Source organism: Micromonospora sp. CNZ303, from assembly GCF_004345505.1.
In genome coordinates this window covers 529,381-548,967 of record NZ_SLVT01000002.1, presented here as the reverse complement: position 1 = coordinate 548,967, position 19,587 = coordinate 529,381, and the positions used below count along the sequence as shown (strand labels likewise).

Below are 19,587 nucleotides of genomic sequence, written 5' to 3'. Positions count from 1 at the left end.
CTCGGGCGGCGGGGGTCAGAAGTCGGCGAAGACGTACGGGTTCTGGCGGGGGAAGAGGCGGCGCAGTTCCGCCGCCGCGTCGGTCGACACGTCGCCCAGCCCCCGCAGGCCCACCTCGACCGGGTCCAGGACCCCGTACGCCAGGGCGGAGAGGCCGGCGGCCGTCAGCGTGGCGGTCGGCGGCGAGCCGACGGTGGCGGCGGCCCCGGTGACCAGCTCCAGCGCGCCGGTCGTGCCGTCCAGCAGGTACGACCCGGTCAGCCACCGGTCGCCGGTCAGCTCCACCCGCACCCGGCCCGCCCCGACGGGCAGCCCGGCCAGCGCGTCGACCGACAGCAGCCGGGCCATGGGCGCGGCATAACTCGGCCGGGCCACCCGCGCCTCGACGTGCACGGCCAGGTCGGTCAGCCACAGCTCCGGCACCTCGTCGACGGGCACCTGCACGGTCACCCGCTCCACCTGGTCGACGTGCCGGCCGAAGAACTGCAACATGAGCGCCCGGGCGAGCGGGTCGGCGGCGAGCAGGTCGCCGGCGGCGAGCGTGCCGCCGTGGTCGTCGATGCGGTAGAGCACCGCGCCGGTGACCGTACCGCCCGTGCGGGCCGTCAGCAGCCAGTGCTCGTCGCGGTCGCGCAGCCCCACGTCCCGGTAGCCGGGGAAGATCGCGAAGCCGTGCCGCTCGTTCAGGCACCGCTCGGTGAACGCGCGCCAGTCCCGGTAGCCCTCGCCGATCCGCTCCCAGCCCACCTCGCCGGGCAGGTCGGCGTTGAGCAGCTCGCCCAGGTCGGCCGGCGAGAACGTGACCGTACGCGGCTTCGGCAGCCCCACGTAGCCGAACCGGGCGTAGAACGACGGCCGGAACGGGTACAGCGCGCTCAGCTGGTGCCCCTCGTCGCGCATCTCGTCGAGGAGTTGGTGCATCAGCGTGCGTACGTGCCCCTGCCGGCGGGCCAGCGGATGGCTCGCCACCCCGGCGACGCCGGCCATCGGCAGCACCTCGCCGCGCAGGTTCTGCCGCATCGGGATGGCCGAGGCGGCGGCCAGCGTGGTGCCGCCCTCCTCGACGATCAGCGTCCGGTTGCCCTTGTTGTAGGGCAGGTAGCCGCGGAACTCCTCCGCCCGGGCCGTGCTGCGCGGCGACGCCTCGAAGGCGTACGCGCCGAGCGCGAAGCTGGTGGACAGTCTCTCTTCGGCGTTCACCCGGCGGACGGTCATCCGCCCATCCCATCCCGGCCCGGCGGTCGCCGCAACCGCAATCGCCGGTGACACGGCGACGCCCGGTCAGCCGATCGGCAGGTGTCGAAGGTGCCGGCGGCGGCGCAGCCGGACGCTGAACACGGCCGCCACGGCGCCGATCAGCAGCGCGGTGACGGCCAGCCCGTGCAGCGAACCCCGCGCCAGGTAGCCGGTGAGCAGCAGCAGCGTCCCCTCCAGCTCGCGGGGGGAGCAGCGCGCCGATCAGCATCCCGAACGGCGCGGCCACCCCCACGCAGCAGAGCGGGAGCCGGGACGCGCTCAGCCGGCGACGACGTCCGAGACCACGACGGTCACGTTGTCCGGCGCGCCGGCCTGGTGGGCGAGCTTGACGAGCTGCTCGCCGCAGTGGTGGCGGTCGCCGTAAGTGATCAGGGTCGCGGCGATCGTGCCGTCCTCGACGTAGTCGGAGAGCCCGTCGCTGCACAGCAGCAGCCGGTCGCCGGCGACCACCGTGAGCACCCCGACCGCCGGGGGAGTGTCCGAGCCCTGCACCGCCCGGGTCACCAGGGACCGCTGCGGGTGGTGCCGTGCCTGCTCGGGCGAGAGCGCCCCCTGGTCAACCAGCGCCTGGACGAAGGTGTCGTCGCGGGTGAGCTGGGTCAGCTCCCCGTTGCGCAGCAGGTAGCAGCGGGAGTCACCCACCTGGGCCAGCACCAGCGCGTCCCCGGCGAGCAGGGCGGCGGTCAGCGTCGTACCCATGCCGTCGCGCGCCGGGTCGACGGTGATGGCGGCGTGGATGCGCCGGTTGGCGGTGCTCACCACGGCGCGCAGCGCCGTGGCCGCCTCGTCGGGGGTGGTCGGCGGGCTCAGCTCGTCCAGGATGCGGATGACGATCTCGCTCGCCACCTCGCCCGCGGGCAGGCCGCCCATGCCGTCCGCGACCGCGACGAGGCGGTCACCGGCGAGGGCGGAGTCCTCGTTGTTGGTGCGAACCAGGCCGATGTCGTTGAGGATGGCCGAGCGGAGGATCAGCGTCATGGGGTCAAGCTTGCCAAGAACACCCTCCCGCCGTCTCTACGCACTACTGCGTAGGGTTGGGGAATGATGCCGGTGTCGATGGTCGGACGCGCCGGCGAGCTGCTTGAGCTCGACCGGGCGTGGTCCACCGTGGTCGCCGGCCGGCGGTCCGCGCCGACCGTCGCGGTGATCACCGGAGCCGCCGGGGTGGGCAAGTCCCTGCTGGTCTCGGCCGCCCTCGACGCGTTCGCCCCCCGACCGGCGGTGGTGCTCTCCGGCGCCGCCCGCGTGCACAGCCCCGCTCCGTACGACTGGCTGGCCGCCGTGCTCACGGGCCGGGACACGAGCCGGCTCGACCTGCCGCCGGACGCGCTGGCCTGGCTCGCCCAGCAGCCGACCGCGCCGCGCGAGCGCTACGCGCCGGGCACCCTGCTCCGCCTCGCGGTGCGGGTCGTCCGGCTGCTCGTCGGCGCCGGCCCGGCCGTGGTGGTGGTGGAGGACCTGCACGCCCTCGACCCGGCCAGCCTCAACCTGGTCGGCGAGCTGGCGACCGCCGCCGACCTGCCGGCGCTGCTGGTGGTGGCGAGCCGGCCCGCCGAGGACGCCGTCGCGCCGGACCTCGCGGTCCGCGCGCTGGCCCGGCTCTGCGGCGTCCGGGGCGCCGTCCGCCAACACCTCGGGCCGCTGCTCCCGGCCGAGGTCGCCGAGGTGCTGACCCAGGTGTACGCGGACCCGCGCCCGTCCGGCCGGCTGGTGCGCGCCGTCTGGCAGCGCACCGGCGGCAACCCGTACGCGCTGACCGAGCTGCTCGCCGCCCACGCCGGCCGGGGGCCCGAGGCGCTGCTCCGGCCGCCGCCCGCCCCGCGCCCGCAGAGGGTGGCGTCGCAGCGGCCGGTCGACCCGGTGGACGCCGAGTTGACCGGGCGGGAGATCGAGGTGCTGGGCTGCCTGGTCGCCGGGATGTCCAACAAACAGGCGGCGCGGGCCCTCGGCATCTCGGTGCGGACGGTCACCGTGCACGTGTCCAACCTGCTGCGCAAGACCGGTTCGGCGTCGCGTACGGAGGCGGCGATCTGGGCGGTGCAGCGGCGGCTACCGGTGCCGACCCCCGTCGACGGCTGAGCCCACACCGCCGGGTTCAGGTGTAAGCAAGGGGCCCTTCCTTGCACCTGGTGCTCACCGCCGGGGGTAGCGGAGCAGGAGGCTGGCGGCGACCTCCTCGTCGCCGACGGCGGCGTACACGTGCGGTACGTCGGAGGTCCAGCGCAGGTGCCCACCGGCGGCGGCGGTCAGTGGCGCGTCGACCGGGCCGGCGCGCAGCACGCCCGAGAAGACGGTGACGTGCTCGGTGACCCCCTTCTGGTGGGCGGAGGAGAGCTGCTCCGGGCCGGGCGCGACCAGCATCCGGTACAGCTCGTAGGTGGCGTCGGCGTCCTCGAAGACCTCCAGCAGGATGGCGCTGACCGCAGCGCCGCGGACGACCGGCCCGGCCGCCGGGCCGGAGAGCACGGCCGTCAGCGGTACGCCGAGCTGCGCGGTGATCGCGTAGAGCGTCTCCAGGGTCGGGTTGCGGGTGCCGTTCTCCAGGCCGGAGAGGGTCGCCTTGCCCACCCCGGCGAGCCGGGCGAGGGCGGACAGCGACATCCCGCGCTCCTCGCGCAGGGCGCGCACCCGGCGACCGACGGCCTCGGCACCCGGGTCGGGGGCCGATCGGTGGACTGGTGACGTCTGCGGCATCCCGCTATGGTGCTACAGGTTCTTGTTCCGTAAACGGAACGGTCGGGGGAGGCGGGATGGCGGGACGGTCGCAACCGGTGCTGGCGGGGGTGGTGACCGCGCTGGTCGGGTTCGCCAGCTCGTTCACGGTGGTGCTGGCCGGCCTGCGGGCCGTCGGCGCCTCGGACGCCCAGGCCGCCTCCGGGCTGCTGGCGGTGTGCGTGGCCTCCGGGATCTCCGCCGTGTGGCTGGGCCTGCGGCACCGGATCCCGATGAGCGTCGCGTGGTCCACCCCGGGCGCGGCGCTGCTGGTCGCCACGGGCACGCCGCCCGGCGGTTGGCCCGTCGCCGTCGGGGCGTTCCTCGTCTCGGGTGCGCTGATCGTGGCCGCCGGGCTGTTCCCGGCCCTCGGGCGGGCCGTCGCGGCTATCCCCCGGCCGATCGCGGGCGCGATGCTCGCCGGGGTCCTGCTGCCGCTCTGCACCGCCCCCGTCCGCGCGCTGGTCGAGGTGCCCCGGCTGGCCGTACCCGTGGTGCTGGCCTGGCTGCTGCTGCACCGGTTCGCCCGCCGGTGGGCGGTGCCGGGCGCGCTGGTCGTCGCGGTGGCGGCGATCGCGCTGACCACCCCGGTCTCCGGGCTCGGCGGCGCGCGGCTGCTGCCCGCGGTCGAGTTGACCGCGCCGGCCTGGAACCTCTCAGCGATGGTGGGCCTCGCGTTGCCGCTCTTCCTGGTCACCATGGCCGCGCAGAACGTACCGGGGATGGCGGTGCTGGTCGGCTACGGCTACCGGCCGCCCTTCGGCGCCGCGCTGCGCGCCACGGGACTGACCACCGTGCTCGCCGCGCCCGCCGGCGGGCACGCGGTCAACCTCGCCGCGATCACCGCCGCCCTGGCCGCCGGCCCGGACGCCCACCCCGACCCGGAGCGCCGCTGGATCGCCTCGGTCACCGCCGGCACCGGGCTGGCCCTGCTGGGGCTGGGCGCCGGTGCGGCCACCGCGCTGGTCGCGCTCGCCCCGCCGGTGCTGATCGAGGCGGTCGCCGGGCTGGCGCTGCTCGGCGCGCTGGCCACCGCGCTCACCTCGGCGTTGGCGGAGCCGGCGGACCGGGAGGCCGCCGTGGTCACCTTCGTGGTCACCGCCTCCGGGGTGACCCTGCTCGGCGTGGGCGGCGCGTTCTGGGGCCTGGTCGCGGGCGGGGTGATGCTCCTGCTCTTCCGCCGCCGCTCCGGCGGGCCGACCGCGCCGGAGCCGGCGCCCGAACCCGCCGCGACGGCGTCGCCTGGCCCGGCGGTGGAACCCGTCACGACCGGATCGCCGGGCCTGGCGGTGGAACCCGTCACGACCGGATCGCCGGGGCCGGCGGTGGAGCCTGCCACGAGCGGGTCGGCGGGGCCGACCGGGACCGGGCGGGTGGATGTCACTCCTCGGGCGGCAGGTCGCGGGCCGGGACGTCGAGGCGTACCTGGTCGTCGGTGACGGCGGCAATCTGCTCGGCGAGCACGTAGACCGCGCCGGTGCGGACCAGGTCGGTGGAGACCTTCAGGTAGCCGCTGTGCAGCAGCCGGGCCGCCAGGTCGGCCGGTACGTCCGGCTCCTCCACGGCCGTCGACTCGATCAGCTCGTCCAGGCTGCTGCCGGGGTCGGCGGTCGGCGCCTGCACGGTCACCGCGTTGGGATCGCCCCGCTGGACCAGGTCGACGGTGCCGAACTCGGTGCCGTCGACGTCGATCACCCGCATGCCCGTGGTGACCCGGGAAACTGTCGCCTGCCGCTCGGTGCCCTGCTGCTCCATCCCGGGGCGGTTCCCGGCCCCCGCTCCGGCTAAACCACCGTCGAGATCTTGGACAGTTGTCGCTCGGGCCGAACGCCAACTGTCCAAGATCTCGGGCGGTGGCCGTTCACCAGGCGGTCGGGGGGCGGGGGGAGAGTTCGCGCCACGTGTCGGTGCCCTGGAGCAGCGCCCGGACCGTCTCCTCGGCCTCCTCGGCGGTGCCGTACTCGTAGAACCGGGAGACGCCCTCGGAACCGCCGGCGCGCTGCTCGACGTGCCACCGGTCGGCGTCCACCCGGAGGAAGACGTCGCGCCGGGCCAGCCGGCCCCATTTCCCGTTCCACCAGTGCTTCCGCTGCTCCATGGCGGGACTCTATCGAACAGGCGTACGAAAATGTGTGGCCCCTGCGGGATTCCCGCAGGGGCCGATGTGCGTGCGACGGGTTCAGCGCGGAGTGGGCGGTTCCTCCCGGCGGCCGAGCACCTCGTCGAGCGCCCCGCGCCGCTGCCCGGGGGTGGTGTGGCCGGCGGCGACCAGGGCGTCGCGGATCTCGGTGAGCAGCCGGACCTCCTCGCTCGGCGCCTTCGGCGGCGGCTCCTCGCCCCGCTTGCGCCGCTCGGCCAGCTTGTTCATCGGGAAGACGACCATGAAGTAGAGCGCCGCCGCGGTGAGCAGGAAGGTGATCAGCGCGTTGACGAACGCCACCCAGTCGAACGGGATCTCGCGGAACGTCGGCGTCGAGCCGGTGAGACCGTTCTTGCTGCCGGTGATCAGGGCGATGAGCACCCGGACCATCGGTTCCAGGAACGACTTGGTGAGCTGGGTGACCACGCCCGTGAACGCGGCGCCGATGACGACACCGACCGCCAGGTCGACGACGTTGCCGCGCATGATGAAGTCTTTGAAGCCCTTGAGCATCCGTACTCCCGAGGTGTCCGGTCTTCCGTCCGGCACAACCTATGCCCCGGGCGAGGGCTCCAGAAAAGCGCCGGCCTCGATCGCCGCGCGGCCCGGGTCGCCGGCCCGGATCGCCTCGACCAGCCGGGAGTGGTCGACGTAGCGGTCCGGCTCCAGCGCGCCGCCCATCGACTGGGCGATCGTGCTGTGCAGCGCGGCCCCGACCGAGGCGTACAGGTCGGCGAGCATGCCGTTGTGCGCCGCCGCGACCACGGCGGTGTGCAGCGCCGCGTCGGCCGCCACGAACTCGTCGAACCGGCCGTCGTGCCAGGCCGCCTCGCGGGCGGCGAGCGCGCCGTCCAGGGCCGCCAGGTCCTCGGTCGTACGCCGCAGCGCGGCGAGCCGGGCGGCCTCCACCTCGAAGGCGCGGCGCACCTCGACCACCTCGGCCATCCGGTCGGCGGTGAGCCGGCGGGCCACCACCGGGGCCAGCTCGTCGGTCGACACCACGTACGTCCCGGAGCCCTGCCGGCACTCCAGCACCCCGGCGTGCACCAGCGCCCGTACCGCCTCGCGGACCGTGTTGCGGCCCACGCCGAGCGCCGCGACCAGCTGCGGCTCGGTGGGGATCCGCCCGCCGACCGGCCACTCGCCGCCGAGGATCCGCTCCCTGAGCTGGGCGATGGTCTGCCGCACCCGGTGGCCCCGGGGTGGCGCGGCGGCGGAATCAACCGACGGTGGCACTGGTTACAACACCTGCCTGAAATTCATCCCATGATTGTAGGTTCGGACCCATGACCCCGCCAACCACCGCCGCCGTCGACGCCGGAACCTCACCGCGTTCCGGGCGGGAGACGATCGCCGGGCCGGACGACGTGCCCGCGCCGGCGGATGCGACGGCTCCTGCCGCCGGTCCCACCCCCGAGCCGGTCGGACCGGTCGCCGGTGGGCTGCTCGTGCTCGTCGGCATGCTGCTCGTGGCGCTCAACCTGCGGGCCGCGATCACCAGCCTCGGCGCCCTGCTCGACGAGGTACGCAACGGCCTGGCCCTCTCCGGGGCGCTGGCCGGGGTCGTGACCACCCTGCCCGCGGTGGCCTTCGCTGTCTTCGGGTCGCTCACCCCCCGGCTGGTCCGCCGGAACTCCCCGGCCCGGGTGCTGGTGGTGGCGATGCTGATCCTCGCCGCCGGGCAGCTCGTCCGGGTCGGCACCGACTCCGCGCTGGTCTTCATCGCCGGCAGCGCCCTCGCGCTGGCCGGGATCGCGGTGGCGAACGTCCTGCTTCCGCTGCTGGTCAAGCAGTACTTCCCGCACCGCGTCGGGCTGGTCACCGGGGCGTACTCGATGACGTTGACGGTGGGGTCGACGGTGGCCGCCGCGGCGGCGGTGCCGGTGGCGCACCTCTTCGGCACCTGGCGGGCCGGGCTCGCCGTGTGGGCCGGGCTGGCCCTGGTGGCCGTACTCCCGTGGGTGCCGCTGGCGCTGCGGGCGCGCGCGGCCCGACGGGCGGCGACCCCGGCGGTGGTGGCGCCCCGTGCCCGCCGGATCCGGCCGGGGCGGACCCGGCTCGGCTGGGCGATGGCGGTCTACTTCGGGACGCAGTCGCTGGGCGCCTACGCGATCATGGGTTGGCTGGCCCAGCTCTTCCGCGACGCCGGCTACCGGCCGCAGGACGCCGGCCTGCTGCTCGCCGGGGTGACGGCGCTGGGCGTGCCGATCGCCCTGCTCATGCCGACCCTGGCCGGGCGGCTGCGCACCCTGCACCCGCTGGTGCTGACGCTCTCCGCTGCGATGGCCCTCGCCTACGTCGGGATGGCCGTCGCGCCGCACGACGGGGCGCTGCTCTGGGTGGTGCTGCTCGCGATCGGGCAGAGCGCCTTCCCGATGATCCTGGCCACCATCGGGCTGCGGGCCCGGACGACCGAGGGGACGGTGGCGCTCTCCGCGTTCAGCCAGAGCGTCGGCTACCTCATCGCCGCGCTGGGGCCACTGCTGGTGGGCATCCTCTACGGGACGACCGGCGGGTGGACCGTCCCGATCGGGTTCCTGCTGGCGGCACTCGCCGTGCAGACCGGCGCGGGCATGGTGATCGCCCGTCCCCGACACATCGAGGACGAGGCGTGAGGGGGAACCGTCAGGAGGAGGCCGGCGTGGGATCGCCGGCCACGGCCTGGTCGACCGTCGGGTAGGTGTGCAGCACCTCGACGAGGCCGCTCACCTCGAGGATGCGCAGCACGCCCCGCTGCGGGGCGGCCAGCCGTACCACGCCGCCCGCCTCGTCGCAGCTGTTCTTGGCCCGGACGAACACCGACAGGCCCGTGGAGTCGCAGAACGAGACGTTCGCCAGGTCGAAGACGAGCCTGCTGCGGCCCTTGTCGAGCAGGTCGGTGATCTGGTCCTGGAGCTGCGGTGCGGTCGCCATGTCCAGCTCGCCCGCGACCGATACGACGACCACGTCGCCGCGCTGTTCCGTGTGCACCGTCAAGGACATTCGCCAGACCTCCTGTTATCGGGGAAACGGTATCCCACGATCGGGGTGGTACGCAGAACGGGATGCGGTATCCGGTGGCCGTCCTCATTCGTTTGCCCTGCGACAAGTAGTGCTCCGACCCCCGGTGATAGAGTCCGCCGTCGAGGTCGAAGGGGGTTCACCATGGCGTTGAGCGCCGAGGAAAGCAGCCGGCTGGCCGGTCTGCTGACCGGGTATGCCGATCGGATCATGCAGCGCTGGACGGAGATCGTCGCCGGATCCCTGCGCGGGCGGCTCAGCCAGGGCGAGCTGCGCCGACAGCTGCAGGAGCTGCACTCTAGCATGATCACTGTCAGTGAGCAGGGTGCCATCGACCTCGACTCCGAGCGGGCCGCCGAGCTGCGCGCCGTGCTCTCGGAGCTGTCCCGGGGACGCGCCCGGCAGGGCTTCTCCGCCTCCGAGACCGCGATCAGCGTGTTCTCGCTGAAGGAGGTGCTGCTGGAGCTGATGGAGGCCGATGACGGCACCCAGACGCTGCGCGACTACGTCGCCTTCTCCGGGCTGATCGACCAGATGGGCCTGTTCACCTTCGAGAGCTTCGTGCGCACCCGCGAGAGCCTCATCGCCGACCAGGCGGAGCAACTGCTGGAGCTCTCCACCCCGGTGGTGAAGCTCTGGGAGGGCGTGGTCGCCGTGCCGCTGGTCGGCACCCTCGACTCGGCCCGGGCCCAGGTGGTGATGGAGCGGCTGCTCCAGACCCTGGTCGACACCGGCTCGCCCTACGCGATCATCGACATCACCGGCGTACCGGCGGTGGACACCCAGGTCGCCCAGCACATCCTCAAGACCGTGGTGGCCGCCCGGCTGATGGGCGCCGACTGCATCATCTCCGGCATCCGGCCGCAGATCGCCCAGACCATCGTGGCCCTCGGCATCGAGTTCGGCGACATCGCCACGAAGGCCAGCCTCGCCGACGCGCTGCGGCACGTGCTCCGGCTCACCGGGGTCGAGACCGGCCGCCGCCAGCGCCGGGAGGCCTGATGGAACGGGTGCCGATCCTCAAGATCGGCGACATCCTGCTGGTCTCCATCCAGGTCGACATGTCCGACCAGACGGCCGTCCAGCTCCAGGAGGACCTCGCGGAGCGGATCGTCGCCACCGGCTGCCACGGCGTGATCATCGACATCACCGCCCTGGACATCGTCGACTCCTTCGTCGGGCGGATGCTGTCGACCATCGCGTCGATCTCCAAGGTGCTCGACGCGGAGACGGTCGTGGTCGGGATGCGTCCCGCCGTCGCCATCACCCTGGTCGAGCTGGGCCTGTCGCTCAACGGCATCCGGACGGCGCTCAACGTCGAGCGGGGCATGGAGCTGATCGCGGCGGCCCACGCCGACGAGCAGGAGCTCGCGTTCGACGACGAACCGGACGCCGAGACGACGGCGTTGTCATGACCACCGGAGTCGACCTGGGCCAGCCGCAGGCGCAGGCGATCCGCAGCGACGAGGACGTGGTGCGCGTCCGGCAGTTGGTGCGTACCGTGTCGGTGGCGGTCAAGCTCTCGCTGGTCGACCAGACCAAGGTCGTCACCGCGGCGAGCGAGCTGGCCCGCAACACCCTGGTGTACGGCGGCGGCGGCTCGGTCGAGGTGGCCATCGTGGACAACGGCCGGCGGCGGGGCGTGCGGATCGTCTTCGCCGACTCCGGCCCGGGCATCGCCGACCTCGACCTGGCGCTGACCGACGGCTACACCACCGGCGGCGGGCTCGGCCTCGGGCTCAGCGGCGCCCGCCGGCTGGTCGACGAGTTCGACATCCAGACCGCCCCGGGTGAGGGAACCCGGATCACGGTCACCAAATGGGCCCGATGAACGACGACGTGGTCTCCGACCGCGGCGTCTGGTACCGGGTCGAGAGCGGCGGCGCGGCGAGCGCGGCGCGTCGGGCGGCCGAACGGCTCGGCGCCCAGCTCGCCCTGGGCGACGCCCGTATCGCCGACCTGTCCATCGTCGCCGCCGAGCTGACCAGCAACCTGGTCAAGCACGCCGACGACGGTGTCGTGCTGCTGCGGCCGGTCCGGCGCGACGGGGAGGCCGGCGTGGAACTGGTCGCCCTCGACTCCGGGCCGGGAATGGCCGACCTCACCGCCTCCTTCGAGGACGGGCACTCCACCGTCGGGACGCTCGGCATCGGCCTCGGCGCGATCGTCCGGCAGGCGAGCTGGTTCGACGGCTACTCCCGGCCGCCGCGCGGCACCGTCCTCGCCGTCCAGGTCTGGCCCAAGCCCGACGGCGGGCACGAGCGGCCCTGGGCCGGCGCGCTCAGCCGGCCGATACCCGGGGAGTCGGTCAGCGGTGACGGCTACGCCTGGCGGATCGTCGAGGGCCGGCGCCAGGTGCTGGTCTGCGACGGCCTGGGACACGGTCCGCTCGCCTCCGCCGCCACCGACGCCGCGCTCGACGCGTTCCGCAAGGCGCCGGCGGGGCCCCCGTCGGCGGTCGTCGCGCACCTGCACCGCTCGATGTCGCACACCCGGGGCGCGGCGCTCGCCGTGGCCGAGCCGGACCCGTCGGCCGGGGTGCTGCGCTACTCGGGGCTGGGCAACATCGCCGCCGCCGTGATCGGCGGCGACGGCAAGCGGCGGGGCCTGGTCTCGCTGCCCGGCATCGCCGGGCACCAGCGACCCTCGGTCCGGGAGTACGACTACCCCTTCGACGCCGACGCCCTGCTGGTCATGCACAGTGACGGGGTGGTCGACCGCTGGCAGCTCGCCGACTATCCCGGTCTCGCCGACCGGTCGCCCCTCGTGGTGGCCGCGACGGTGCTGCGGGACGCCGGCACGCGCCGCGACGACGCCTGCGTCCTGGCCGCCCGGGCCTGGTCGTGACCGGGTCCGCCGGGGCGCCGCTGCTGCAGATGGCGCTGCGGGTCGAACACGACATCTTCGTCGTCCGGCAGCGGGGCCGTGAGGTCGCCGCCGCGGTGGGCCTGGAGCACCAGGACCAGGTACGCATCGCCACGGCGCTCAGCGAGGTCGCCCGCGACCTGCTGCACTCGGTCGGCGGGGCGGAGGTGGCATTCGTCCTCGTCCACGACGCCGTCGACGGCAGGCGGCACCTGCGGGTGGACCTCGTCCCCGTGCGCCCGCTGCCCGGCGGGCGGTACGAGCCGCAGTCCGGTGCGGTGGCGCGGTTGGTGGACAAGTTGGGCGTGGTGACACGCGAGGGGGATACGGTCGTGAGGATGTCCCGACGTGTCCCGGTCACCGCAGAGGTGCTGACCCCCGAGCGTCTCGCCGAGCTGCGGTCCGAGCTCGACCGGAACGCCCCGGGCAGCGCCCTGGACGAGCTGGCCGCCCAGAACGCCCAGCTCATCGCCGCCCTCGACGAGGTACGCAGCCAGCGCGACGAACTCGCCGTCCTCAACGAGGAGCTGGCCGAGACCAACCGCGGGGTGATGGCGCTCTACAACCAGCTCACCGAGGAGCTGGAGGAGACCAACCGCGGCGTGGTGGCCCTCTACGCCGAGCTGGACGAGAAGTCCGCGCAGCTGCGCGCGGCCAGCGAGTCGAAGAGCCGGTTCCTGGCGAACGTCAGCCACGAGCTGCGGGCCCCGGTCACCGCGATCATCGGCCTGGGCCGGCTGCTGGGCGACTCCGCCTCCGACCCGCTCACCGCCGAGCAGGCCCGCCAGGTCGGGCTGATCCGCTCCTCGGCGGGTGACCTCCTCACGCTGGTCAACGAGCTGCTCGACCTGGCCAAGGCCGAGTCGGGCCGGATCGAGCCCGACTGGGCCGAGGTCGACCTGCGGCCGGTCTTCGGCCAGTTGCGCGGCACGCTGCGGGCCCTGGCCACCCGGCCCGACGTCGAGCTCGTGGTGGAGGAGCCGCCCGTCCCGGCGACGCTGCGTACGGACGAGGTGCTGCTCGCCCAGGTCCTGCGCAACCTGCTGCACAACGGGCTCAAGTTCACCGAGCGCGGCGAGGTCCGGCTGCGGGCGGAGCGGCAGGACGAGCGCTGGTCGCTCATCGTCTCCGACACCGGCGCGGGCATCCCCCCGGAGCTGCAGGAGCGGATCTTCGAGGAGTTCTACCAGGTGCCCGGCGCGACCCGGGTCGGCGGAACGGGCCTCGGCCTGCCGTACGCGCGGCGGCTGGTGACCCTGCTCGGCGGCAGCCTCGTGGTGTCCAGCGAGCCGGGCCGGGGCAGCACGTTCACCGTCACACTGCCCGTGGGCGGAGCGTGACGTGGAGGGCGGTCCGGCGACGGTACTGGTGGTCGACGACAGCCCCACCAAGCGCTATCTGCTGGTGAGCTGGCTCTCCCGGGCGGGCTTCGCGGTGCTGGAGGCCGAGAACGGCGCCGAGGCGCTGGCCCGGGTCGGGGTGGACCCGATCGACCTCGTGGTGCTCGACGTGCGGCTGCCCGACCTGAACGGCTTCGAGGTCTGCGAGCGGATCAAGGCGGCGCACCCGGCGATGCCGGTGATCCATGTGTCCGCGCACGCGGTGGACGTGGTGGACCGGGCGCAGGGGCTCACCCGGGGTGCGGACGCGTACCTGGCGGAGCCGATCGAGCCGGAGGAACTGGTCGCCACCTCCCACGCGGTGTTGCGCTACTACCGGGCCCGGCAGCGCGCGGAACTGCTCGCCGAACGGCTCCTCGGCCTGGCCGACACCACCATGGCGGTGCATTCCGCGCCGAACTTCGCGCGGCTGCTGGAGGCGGCGGCGGCCGGCGCCGCGCGGATCTTCAGGAGCCCGGCCGCCGTGGTCGCCGAGACGTTCGAGGGCGACTGCCTCGCGGGGATCGCGGACGGCCCCGACGGCACGGCCACGATCGTCCCGTGGATCGTCGACGACACCGGGGTGCCGACCGGGACGACGGTCCGGGTGGACGATCCGGCCTCCTGGGGCCTGGTCGGGTGGCCGGCGGACGACACGGTCACGGTGGTCGCCGCCCGACTGCGCGAGGACCGGGCGCCGCTCTACGTCGTCGTGCCCACCGCCACGCAGACCGCCCACACCCCCGTGCTGCGGCAGCTCGCCCAGGCCGTCGCGGCGGCCGTGGAGGCGCAGCGCTCCTTCGACGAGGAGCACCGCATCGCGGTCACCCTCCAGCGCAGCCTGCTGCCGCGCAGGATACCGCAGGTCAACGGGCTCGACCTGGCCGTGCGCTACGAGCCGGCGAGCGCGCAGACCGAGGTGGGGGGCGACTTCTACGAGCTGGTGATGCTCGACGGCCACCTGCTGCTGGCGATCGGCGACGTGGCCGGTCACTCGCTGCACGCCGCCACGGTGATGGCCGAGCTGCGGCACGCGGTGCGGGCGTACGCGGTGGAGGGGCACCAGCCGGGCGAGATCCTGCACCGGGTCAACGAACTCATGCGCACCCTGCTCCCCGACGAGCTGGCGACGATCTGCGTGCTGCTGCTGCACCCGCCCAGCGGCCGGGTGCGGATGGCCAGCGCCGGGCACCTGCCGCCGGCGCTCAGCCTCGACGGCAAGGTGGAGTTCGTGCAGCACTCGGCCCCGCTGCTCGGGGTCCGCGCGCCCCGGCCGCCCGACCTGGAGTTCGTGCTGCCGGCCGGGGCGACGCTGGTGTTCTACACCGACGGGCTGATCGAGCGGCGGGACACCACCATCGACGACGGGCTGGCCGCCCTGGCCGTGGCCGCCACCCGGGTCGACGACGACCTGGACCGGTTCTGCGAGCGGCTCCTGGTCGAGCTGGCTCCGCCGGAGATCCACGACGACGTCGCCGTGGTGGCCCTGCGCCGCAACTGAGCCGGCCCCGCGCGGGGCGGCGACGTCCGGGCCACCCTCGTACCCTGAGCGCATGGCCACGAAGACTGGTGATCTGCTCGCAGCCGCGGCGCCCCGTGCCGTCGCGGTGGTCCGGGGCGTCTCGGACGACCAACTGGACCTGCCGACCCCGTGCAGCGACTACGCCGTGCGCGACCTGCTCAACCACCTCTACGACGTGGTGGTCAACTTCCAGGCCCTCGCCGGCAGGGGGCAGCCGGAGTGGGCGGAGAAGCCCGACCACCTGGCCGAGGGCTGGCGGGACCGGTTCGAGGCGGAGACCGCGAAACTGGTCGAGGCGTGGTCGGATCCGGCCGCGCTGGAGGGGGTCTCGCCCGGGATGGGGCTGCCGCAGGAGACGGTCGGCACCATGGTGCTGCTCGACCTGACGGTGCACGCCTGGGACCTGGCCGTCGCCACCGGGCAGCCGTACCGCCCCGCGCCGGAGGCGCTGCCCCCGCTGCACGCCCTGTGCGAGCAGATGGGGCCGGCGGCCCGGGAACAGGGCGTCTTCGCGGCGCCGGTGGGGACGTCGTCGTCGGACGCCCCCGAGATCGACCGTCTGCTCGCCCTGACCGGCCGGGACCCGGGCTGGTCGGCGGGCGCCTGACCTCGAAGCGCCACAGGCCCGCGCGGCACCTCCGCCGCGCGGGCCTCCTTGACAGTCGCTATTCACCGGGTGAATAGTGACGCGGTGTCCACACCGCACGTGTTGCTGGGCCTGCTGGCCGCCGGCAACCGGCACGGCTACGAGCTGAAGCGCGCCCACGACGAGCGCCTGCCCCGCGCCAGGCCGCTGGCCTTCGGGCAGGTCTACTCGACCCTCGGCCGGTTGCAGCGGGACGGCCTGGTGGCACCCGCCGGGCAGGAACGCGAGGGCGGTCCCGACCGCACCGCGTACTCGCTGACCGCCGACGGCCGGGCCGCGCTCCAGCGGTGGCTCGCCGAGGTCGAGCCACCGATGCCGTACGTCGCCAGCACGCTCTTCGCCAAGGTGGTCGTGGCGCTGCTGGTGGCCGACGCGGACCGGGCCCGTGCCTACCTCGTCGCCCAACGACAGGCCCACACCGAGCGGCTGCGCGAGCTGACCGCGGTGAAGACGGCGCCCTCGGCCAGCCTCGACGACATCGTCGCGGCCGACTTCGCCATCGCCCATCTCGACGCCGACCTGCGGTGGTTGCAGACCACCCTGGGCCGCGTCGCCGACTGGCACCGGGAGGTGCACTCGTGACGCAACTTCAGGCTCGCGGCGTGGTCAAGGCATACGGGCGGACACCCGCGCTGCGCGGCGTCACCGTCGATGTCGCCGAGGGGGAGATCGTCGCCGTCACCGGCCCGAGCGGCTGCGGCAAGTCCACCCTCCTGCACTGCCTCGCCGGCATCCTGCGTCCGGACGCCGGCGAGGTGAGCTGGAACGGGCACCGGATCGACACCTGGTCCGAGGCGGCACGGTCCAGGCTGCGGCGCACCGAGTTCGGGGTGCTCTTCCAGTTCGGCCAGCTCGTCGCCGAACTGACCGCCGCCGAGAACGTCGCCCTTCCGCTGCTCCTGGCCGGCACCCGGCGGCGGGAGGCGCGGACGGCTGCGCTGTCCTGGATGGAGCGGCTCGGCGTGGCCGACCTGGCCGACGTCCGGCCGGGCGAGATGTCCGGCGGGCAGCAGCAGCGCTGCGCGATGGCACGGGCGCTGGTCACCGAGCCCCGGGTGCTCTTCGCCGACGAGCCGACCGGCGCGCTGGACACGCTCACCGGCGAGCAGGTGCTCGTCCAACTCGTCCGGCTCGCCCGCGAGCAGCGGACCACGGTCGTCCTGGTCACCCACGAGCCGCAGATCGCCGCGTACGCCGACCGCGAGGTCATCCTCCGCGACGGCATGGTCGACCACACCGGGCTGGGCCTCGACACCCCGCTGCCGGGCAGCCGCCGGTGAGACCGTCGACGCTGGTACGCCTCGCCCTGGCCGGCACCCGCACCGACACCGTCCGGGTGGCGCTGACCGCGCTCAGCGCCGGCCTGGCCACCCTCGTCGCCCTCGCCGCGTTCACCGTGCTGGCCATCCCCACCCCGCCCGCCACCGACGACAACGGCAGCCGTTGGTCCCACCAGTACGCCAACCAGCTGCTCGTCGAGCCGGGGCTGCGCGGCGGCACGGCCTTCGCCCTGCTGTTGCTCATGATTCCCGTGCTGGCGTTGGCCGGGCAGTGCGCCCGGCTCGGCGCGCCGGCGCGGGACCGCCGGCTGGCCGCGTTCCGGCTGGCCGGCGCCACCCCCGGCCAGGTGACCCGGATCGCCGTGCTGGAGGCCGGCCTGGCGAGCCTGCTCGGCACACTGGCCGGCGCGTCGGTCCACTTCGTCGGCCGGGAGCTGCTCGACCGGCCCGACGCCCGGGGCCGGCTCGTCCTCCCCACCGACGTGCTGCCCACCCCCGGCGTGCTGGTGGCGGTGCTGGCGGGGCTGCCGGTCGTGGCGGCGCTGGCCACCGCGCTGATGCTGCGCCGGGTGAGCACGACCCCGTTCGGCGTGCTGCGTACGCACCGCCGGGAACGCGGCCCCCGACCCTGGGCGGGCGTCCTCATCGGCGCCGGGCTGGCCGCCTTCGTCGCCGTCGAACCGGTCACCCGCCTCTACGACCGGCGCGCCACCGACCCGCCGTCGTGGCTGGTGCCGGCGCTGCTGGTCAGCGGCGGGCTGGCCGCGATGGTCGGGGTGGTCGTCGGCACCGGCTGGATCTCCTGGACGGCCGGGCGGATGCTGCACCGCTACGCCCGGGGGCCGGCCGCGCTGCTCGCCGCCCGCCGGTTGACGGCCGACCCGTGGGCGGGCAGCCGCACCTTCGCCGCCCTGCTGGCGGCGGTGCTCCTCGGCGCGGGCGCGGCCGGGCTGCGGGAGTACTTCGTCGCGGCGGGCGAGCTGAGCCGGCGGACCGGCGGCGGACTGGCCGGCGGCGACGGCTTCTACCTGCGGACCATGGACCTGGTGGACCTGGCGGTGGCGGTGGCCATGCTGGTCGCCGCCGGTGGGCTGGTCGTCGCGATGGTGGAGGGGATCACCGCCCGGCGGCGCGCCTACGCGGCCCTGGTGGCGACCGGGGTGCCCCGGCCCACGCTCGGCCGGTCCATCGCCTGGCAGTCGCTGGCCCCCGCCGTGCCGGCGGTGGCCGTCGCGCTCGCCGTGGGCCTGCTGCTGGCCCGGGGGCTCTTCCGCACGCCGACCGCCCGCCACTACGACGAGGTCTGCGACGCCACCGCCCAGCTCTGCGCCGACCCCGCCACCCGGGCGCGCCACACCCGGGTCGTGGCGATGCCGGACGTGACCGTGCCGCCCGACGTACCGCTGGAACAGCTGGCCCTGCTCGGGGCCGGCGCGCTGGCGGGGGTGCTGGCGACGGTCGGCGTCGGCCTGCTCTTCCTGCGCGCGAGCACGGCCGTCGAGGAACTGCGGGTGACCTGAGCCGGGGGACGGCCCCCGTGCCGCGTCAGGCGGCGAACAGGCCGGCCGAGAGCGCGAGCAGCGTCCCGGCGGCGGCGGAGCAGCAGCAGACCAGCAGGAACGCGACCACCGCGAGGATCGCCCAGACGCGCCGGTCGCGCGCCGCCGCCCGCCACCCCGACGCCGGTACGCCCCCGGTCGGCTCGTCGTCGTCCACTTCGCCGGCCCCGGTCACCCGGGCAGTCTAGGTGCTGCGGGTCGGCCGGTGCCGGCCATCGCCGTGCGGCGAAGGGCGGGTCAGCCGGTGCCGGCCATCGCCGCGAGGCGGCGGGCGAGCAGGACGACGGACTCCCGCAGCTCCGGAGGCTCCAGCACCTCCGCCTCGAAGCCCAGCCGGGCCGCGTGCATGGCCAGCCAGTCCAGGTCGTCCCCACCGATGGCGAGTACGCACCACCCGTCGCGATCGTCCTCGACGCGCCCCACCTGGGGCGGCACCAGCTTCCGCACCTGGTCGGGGTGGGCGCGCACCCGCACCCGGGCGAGATAGCGGTACGGCGCCCCGGTCACGGACCGCTGCACGTAGGCGACCGGATCCGGATGCTCCCTCGCGTGGAAGCGCCAGGTCGTCGCCGTCACCTCGCGCATCCGGTCCAGCCGGAAGGTGCGCCAGTCGGCGCGGTCGACGTCCCAGGCCATGAGGTACCAGCGGCGGCCGGTCGTGACCATCCGCACCGGCTCGACCGTGCGCTCGTGCTCCCCGCCGTCGCGGCCGGCGTACCGGAACCGGACCCGCACGGCGTCGCGGCAGGCCCGCGCGAGCGTCACCAGCAGCTCCCCGTCGATCTCGACCCCGGGACCGACGAGGGTCGCGGTGGCGCCGTGCACCGCCCGCACCTCGGCGCGCAGCCGGGCCGGCATCACCTGGTCGAGCTTCGTGAGGGCCCGCAGGGCCGCCTCGCCCGCCCCGGCGACCGTGCCTCCCGAGGCCAGCCGCAGGGAGACCGCCGTCGCGATCGCCTCCTCGTCGTCGAGGAGCAGCGGCGGCAGCCGGGTGCCCGCGCCGAGCTGGTAGCCGCCGCCGACGCCCGCCGTCGCGTGCACGGGGTAGCCGATCGCGCGCAGCCGCTCCACGTCGCGGCGTACGCAGCGGTCGGTGACCCCCAGCTCGGCGGCCAGCTCGGTGGCGGTCCAGGACGGCCGCCGCTGCAACAGCGCCAGCAGGCGCAGCACCCGCTCGGTCGTCGCTTCCACTGTCACCGGCTCATCGTTTCACGGATAACGGAACGA

At 74.6% G+C, this 19,587-nt stretch carries 23 protein-coding genes; 13 read left to right on the top strand and 10 right to left on the bottom strand.

Annotation, left to right across the window (positions count from 1 at the left end):
- Positions 1-15: 15 nt before the first annotated feature.
- Positions 16-1,200, bottom strand: coding sequence for a GNAT family N-acetyltransferase (locus tag EV374_RS05875; RefSeq protein WP_486485599.1), 1,185 nt, complete (start codon positions 1,198-1,200; stop codon positions 16-18).
- Positions 1,201-1,515: 315 nt separating this feature from the next.
- Positions 1,516-2,235, bottom strand: a complete 720-nt coding sequence (locus EV374_RS05865) for a protein phosphatase 2C domain-containing protein (protein WP_132232274.1) — start codon at positions 2,233-2,235, stop codon at positions 1,516-1,518.
- Positions 2,236-2,298: 63 nt separating this feature from the next.
- Here EV374_RS05865 and EV374_RS05860 point away from each other — a divergent pair, with 63 nt between their 5' ends.
- A complete protein-coding gene (locus EV374_RS05860; protein WP_132232272.1) occupies positions 2,299-3,336 on the top strand; it encodes an AAA family ATPase in 1,038 nt (345 codons plus the stop codon).
- 54 nt (positions 3,337-3,390) lie between these two features.
- Here the strand turns inward: EV374_RS05860 and EV374_RS05855 are convergent, their stop codons facing one another.
- Positions 3,391-3,951 (bottom strand): XRE family transcriptional regulator, encoded by a 561-nt coding sequence (locus tag EV374_RS05855; protein ID WP_132232270.1) that lies wholly within the window; start codon positions 3,949-3,951, stop codon positions 3,391-3,393.
- Positions 3,952-4,007: 56 nt separating this feature from the next.
- Between EV374_RS05855 and EV374_RS05850 the strand changes: the two genes are divergently transcribed.
- Entirely contained in the window at positions 4,008-5,408 is a 1,401-nt protein-coding gene (locus EV374_RS05850) for a benzoate/H(+) symporter BenE family transporter (protein WP_132232268.1), read from the top strand.
- Here EV374_RS05850 and EV374_RS05845 read toward each other — a convergent pair.
- From EV374_RS05845 to EV374_RS05830, 4 genes are all read right to left on the bottom strand, one after another.
- Positions 5,350-5,724 (bottom strand): hypothetical protein, encoded by a 375-nt coding sequence (locus EV374_RS05845; protein WP_132232266.1) that lies wholly within the window; start codon positions 5,722-5,724, stop codon positions 5,350-5,352. The two genes, EV374_RS05850 and EV374_RS05845, sit on opposite strands and share 59 nt — an antisense overlap.
- 106 nt (positions 5,725-5,830) lie before the next feature.
- The gene (locus EV374_RS05840) at positions 5,831-6,067 is read right to left on the bottom strand and encodes a hypothetical protein (RefSeq protein WP_132232264.1); all 237 of its coding nucleotides are present in this window, start codon (positions 6,065-6,067) and stop codon (positions 5,831-5,833) included.
- Between the two features lie 81 nt (positions 6,068-6,148).
- Entirely contained in the window at positions 6,149-6,622 is a 474-nt protein-coding gene (gene mscL / locus EV374_RS05835; RefSeq protein ID WP_132232262.1) for a large conductance mechanosensitive channel protein MscL, read from the bottom strand.
- Positions 6,623-6,661: 39 nt separating this feature from the next.
- A complete protein-coding gene (locus EV374_RS05830; RefSeq protein ID WP_132232260.1) occupies positions 6,662-7,345 on the bottom strand; it encodes an FCD domain-containing protein in 684 nt (227 codons plus the stop codon).
- Between the two features lie 50 nt (positions 7,346-7,395).
- On the opposite strand from EV374_RS05830, the gene EV374_RS05825 reads away from it, so the two are divergent.
- Positions 7,396-8,724: a CynX/NimT family MFS transporter gene (locus EV374_RS05825; RefSeq protein ID WP_132232258.1), complete on the top strand. Its 1,329-nt coding sequence runs from the start codon at positions 7,396-7,398 to the stop codon at positions 8,722-8,724.
- A gap of 10 nt (positions 8,725-8,734) precedes the next feature.
- On the opposite strand, the gene EV374_RS05820 is transcribed toward EV374_RS05825, so the two are convergent.
- Complete coding sequence (locus EV374_RS05820) at positions 8,735-9,091, bottom strand: STAS domain-containing protein (protein WP_092381119.1); 357 nt, start codon at positions 9,089-9,091, stop codon at positions 8,735-8,737.
- 162 nt (positions 9,092-9,253) lie between these two features.
- Between EV374_RS05820 and EV374_RS05815 the strand changes: the two genes are divergently transcribed.
- From EV374_RS05815 to EV374_RS05770, 10 genes are all read left to right on the top strand, one after another.
- Positions 9,254-10,111 carry an STAS domain-containing protein gene (locus EV374_RS05815; RefSeq protein WP_132232256.1) on the top strand — a complete coding sequence of 286 codons (858 nt, stop codon included), beginning with the start codon at positions 9,254-9,256 and terminating at the stop codon, positions 10,109-10,111.
- The gene (locus EV374_RS05810) at positions 10,111-10,524 is read left to right on the top strand and encodes an STAS domain-containing protein (RefSeq protein ID WP_132232254.1); all 414 of its coding nucleotides are present in this window, start codon (positions 10,111-10,113) and stop codon (positions 10,522-10,524) included. Before EV374_RS05815 ends, EV374_RS05810 begins: the two co-directional genes overlap by 1 nt.
- On the top strand, positions 10,521-10,940 hold the full coding sequence (locus EV374_RS05805; RefSeq protein ID WP_132232252.1) for an ATP-binding protein: 420 nt from the start codon (positions 10,521-10,523) through the stop codon (positions 10,938-10,940). Before EV374_RS05810 ends, EV374_RS05805 begins: the two co-directional genes overlap by 4 nt.
- Complete coding sequence (locus tag EV374_RS05800; RefSeq protein ID WP_486485598.1) at positions 10,928-11,956, top strand: SpoIIE family protein phosphatase; 1,029 nt, start codon at positions 10,928-10,930, stop codon at positions 11,954-11,956. The genes EV374_RS05805 and EV374_RS05800 overlap by 13 nt, the downstream gene beginning before the upstream one ends.
- Positions 11,957-11,985: 29 nt before the next feature.
- Positions 11,986-13,314, top strand: coding sequence for a sensor histidine kinase (locus EV374_RS05795; protein WP_132232466.1), 1,329 nt, complete (start codon positions 11,986-11,988; stop codon positions 13,312-13,314).
- Between the two features lies 1 nt (position 13,315).
- Positions 13,316-14,854 (top strand): SpoIIE family protein phosphatase, encoded by a 1,539-nt coding sequence (locus EV374_RS05790; protein ID WP_132232250.1) that lies wholly within the window; start codon positions 13,316-13,318, stop codon positions 14,852-14,854.
- A gap of 52 nt (positions 14,855-14,906) precedes the next feature.
- The gene (locus EV374_RS05785; protein WP_132232248.1) at positions 14,907-15,482 is read left to right on the top strand and encodes a TIGR03086 family metal-binding protein; all 576 of its coding nucleotides are present in this window, start codon (positions 14,907-14,909) and stop codon (positions 15,480-15,482) included.
- A gap of 84 nt (positions 15,483-15,566) precedes the next feature.
- Positions 15,567-16,103 carry a PadR family transcriptional regulator gene (locus EV374_RS05780; protein WP_132232246.1) on the top strand — a complete coding sequence of 179 codons (537 nt, stop codon included), beginning with the start codon at positions 15,567-15,569 and terminating at the stop codon, positions 16,101-16,103.
- On the top strand, positions 16,100-16,801 hold the full coding sequence (locus EV374_RS05775; RefSeq protein WP_132232244.1) for an ABC transporter ATP-binding protein: 702 nt from the start codon (positions 16,100-16,102) through the stop codon (positions 16,799-16,801). The genes EV374_RS05780 and EV374_RS05775 overlap by 4 nt, the downstream gene beginning before the upstream one ends.
- A complete protein-coding gene (locus EV374_RS05770) occupies positions 16,798-18,321 on the top strand; it encodes an FtsX-like permease family protein (RefSeq protein WP_132232242.1) in 1,524 nt (507 codons plus the stop codon). The genes EV374_RS05775 and EV374_RS05770 overlap by 4 nt, the downstream gene beginning before the upstream one ends.
- Before the next feature lie 25 nt (positions 18,322-18,346).
- Here EV374_RS05770 and EV374_RS05765 read toward each other — a convergent pair whose 3' ends face one another.
- Positions 18,347-18,535, bottom strand: a complete 189-nt coding sequence (locus EV374_RS05765) for a hypothetical protein (protein WP_132232240.1) — start codon at positions 18,533-18,535, stop codon at positions 18,347-18,349.
- Between the two features lie 62 nt (positions 18,536-18,597).
- Complete coding sequence (locus tag EV374_RS05760) at positions 18,598-19,557, bottom strand: helix-turn-helix transcriptional regulator (protein ID WP_207913907.1); 960 nt, start codon at positions 19,555-19,557, stop codon at positions 18,598-18,600.
- Between the last annotated feature and the right edge of the window lie 30 nt (positions 19,558-19,587).

Coding starts and splice junctions, on each gene's coding strand:
- EV374_RS05865 (WP_132232274.1), bottom strand. CDS start 2,235: ATGACGCTGATCCTCCGCTCGGCCATCCTCAACGACATCGGCCTGGTT.
- EV374_RS05860 (WP_132232272.1), top strand. CDS start 2,299: ATGATGCCGGTGTCGATGGTCGGACGCGCCGGCGAGCTGCTTGAGCTC.
- EV374_RS05855 (WP_132232270.1), bottom strand. CDS start 3,951: ATGCCGCAGACGTCACCAGTCCACCGATCGGCCCCCGACCCGGGTGCC.
- EV374_RS05850 (WP_132232268.1), top strand. CDS start 4,008: ATGGCGGGACGGTCGCAACCGGTGCTGGCGGGGGTGGTGACCGCGCTG.
- EV374_RS05845 (WP_132232266.1), bottom strand. CDS start 5,724: ATGGAGCAGCAGGGCACCGAGCGGCAGGCGACAGTTTCCCGGGTCACC.
- EV374_RS05840 (WP_132232264.1), bottom strand. CDS start 6,067: ATGGAGCAGCGGAAGCACTGGTGGAACGGGAAATGGGGCCGGCTGGCC.
- mscL (WP_132232262.1), bottom strand. CDS start 6,622: ATGCTCAAGGGCTTCAAAGACTTCATCATGCGCGGCAACGTCGTCGAC.
- EV374_RS05825 (WP_132232258.1), top strand. CDS start 7,396: ATGACCCCGCCAACCACCGCCGCCGTCGACGCCGGAACCTCACCGCGT.
- EV374_RS05820 (WP_092381119.1), bottom strand. CDS start 9,091: ATGTCCTTGACGGTGCACACGGAACAGCGCGGCGACGTGGTCGTCGTA.
- EV374_RS05815 (WP_132232256.1), top strand. CDS start 9,254: ATGGCGTTGAGCGCCGAGGAAAGCAGCCGGCTGGCCGGTCTGCTGACC.
- EV374_RS05810 (WP_132232254.1), top strand. CDS start 10,111: ATGGAACGGGTGCCGATCCTCAAGATCGGCGACATCCTGCTGGTCTCC.
- EV374_RS05805 (WP_132232252.1), top strand. CDS start 10,521: ATGACCACCGGAGTCGACCTGGGCCAGCCGCAGGCGCAGGCGATCCGC.
- EV374_RS05800 (WP_486485598.1), top strand. CDS start 10,928: ATGGGCCCGATGAACGACGACGTGGTCTCCGACCGCGGCGTCTGGTAC.
- EV374_RS05795 (WP_132232466.1), top strand. CDS start 11,986: ATGGCGCTGCGGGTCGAACACGACATCTTCGTCGTCCGGCAGCGGGGC.
- EV374_RS05785 (WP_132232248.1), top strand. CDS start 14,907: ATGGCCACGAAGACTGGTGATCTGCTCGCAGCCGCGGCGCCCCGTGCC.